Origin of the sequence: Amphibacillus indicireducens (genome assembly GCF_039539605.1) — a bacterium.
GTDB classification, from domain to species: domain Bacteria; phylum Bacillota; class Bacilli; order Bacillales; family Amphibacillaceae; genus Amphibacillus; species Amphibacillus indicireducens.
Genome location: NZ_BAABDL010000102.1, coordinates 1 through 1,563 on the forward strand (window position 1 = coordinate 1; position 1,563 = coordinate 1,563).

Below are 1,563 nucleotides of genomic sequence, written 5' to 3' on the forward strand. Positions count from 1 at the left end.
CCGCCGTATACGAGAACCGTATGTACGGTGGTGTGAGAGGGACGGAGGTTAGTCACCTCCCCCTATCTCAATTCGATTCGAACTGTTTATCAAATCGAATGATAAATGGGGTATTTATAAGCAGAAGGGATTTTTAACTATGAATGAATCATTACAGTCAGTTGATATAAAAGACATCATGATTGCCTATCAAAGAATTAAAGATGTCGTTAAACGCACACCCCTACAAAAAGATGTTATTTTGTCAGATCGTTATAATTGTAATGTCTATTTAAAGAGGGAAGATCTACAAGATGTTCGCTCCTTTAAAATTCGTGGAGCATATAATTTCATGCAAAGCTTAACAAAGGAAGAGCTTAAGCGCGGTGTTGTTTGTGCAAGTGCAGGTAATCATGCACAAGGTGTTGCCTATTCATGTCAAGCGATGAAAGTGAAAGGTACGATTTTCATGCCTGCAACGACGCCAAGACAAAAAGTTGACCGAGTCGCCTTTTTTGGCGGTAACTATGTTGATATTATTTTAACTGGTGATACTTATGATGATGCATCTGATGAATCGAAAGCATACTGCGAAAAGCATGGCATGACATTTGTGCATCCATTTGATGATTATCGGACGATTGTAGGCCAAGGTACGATCGGCTTGGAGATTTTAGAAGATATGGATGAGCCAATTTCACATGTTTTTATGGCAGTGGGTGGTGGTGGACTAATCTCTGGCGTTGGCTCTTACATAAAGGAAATTAGCCCTGAAACACAGGTAGTTGGGGTTGAGCCTGCTGGTGCTGCTTCAATGCAAGCGGCATTGACAGAAAACCAAGTTGTTAAACTTGATGAAGTAGACAAGTTTGTTGATGGTGCAAGTGTGAAACAAATTGGTGATTTACCTTTTGCCATTGCAAAAAAAGTCGTTGATCAATTTGCCACCATTCCTGAAGGGAAAGTTTGCAATACGATTTTAGATCTTTATAATGAAAATGCAATTGTAGCGGAGCCTGCAGGTGCGTTACCTGTAACAGCATTAGATGATTTTAAGGATGAGATTGTCGGAAAAAATGTTGTTGTCATTGTTAGTGGTGGGAATAATGATATTGATCGTATGCAGGATATTAAAGAGCGAGCACTGATATATCAAGGATTAAAGCACTATTTTATCGTTAATTTCCCTCAGCGTGCAGGTGCACTTAGGGAATTTCTTACACTTGTTCTTGGTGAAAATGATGATATTACGCGGTTTGAATATACGAAGAAAAATAATCGCGATCGTGGACCGGTTCTCGTGGGCATCGAGTTGCAAGACAAGAAAGATTATCAACCATTGATTGATCGCATGCATAAACATGAATTTTCATATATTGAATTAAATAAAGATGAAGATTTGTTTCACTTTTTAATCTAATCAGTGATCAGGTGCGGTGTTCTACAACACCCACCTTATTTTTATGTTGTGATCACAAAATAGCATTAAATTTGTATTGCTGATATTATTGTCCTGACTTTCGTAGTTCCAAATGACAAATAGTATTGAAAGTGTTGATTTTATCAAACAAATCAGCACTTTTT

The 1,563-nt window shown here is 38.0% G+C and carries 1 protein-coding gene; it reads left to right on the top strand.

Features of this window, described 5'->3' with window-relative positions; translation table 11 throughout:
- Positions 1-139 precede the first annotated feature (139 nt).
- A complete protein-coding gene (gene ilvA / locus ABD814_RS09440) occupies positions 140-1,399 on the top strand; it encodes a threonine ammonia-lyase IlvA (RefSeq protein WP_344912536.1) in 1,260 nt (419 codons plus the stop codon).
- The last annotated feature ends 164 nt before the right edge of the window (positions 1,400-1,563 follow it).

Coding starts and splice junctions, on each gene's coding strand:
- ilvA (WP_344912536.1), top strand. CDS start 140: ATGAATGAATCATTACAGTCAGTTGATATAAAAGACATCATGATTGCC.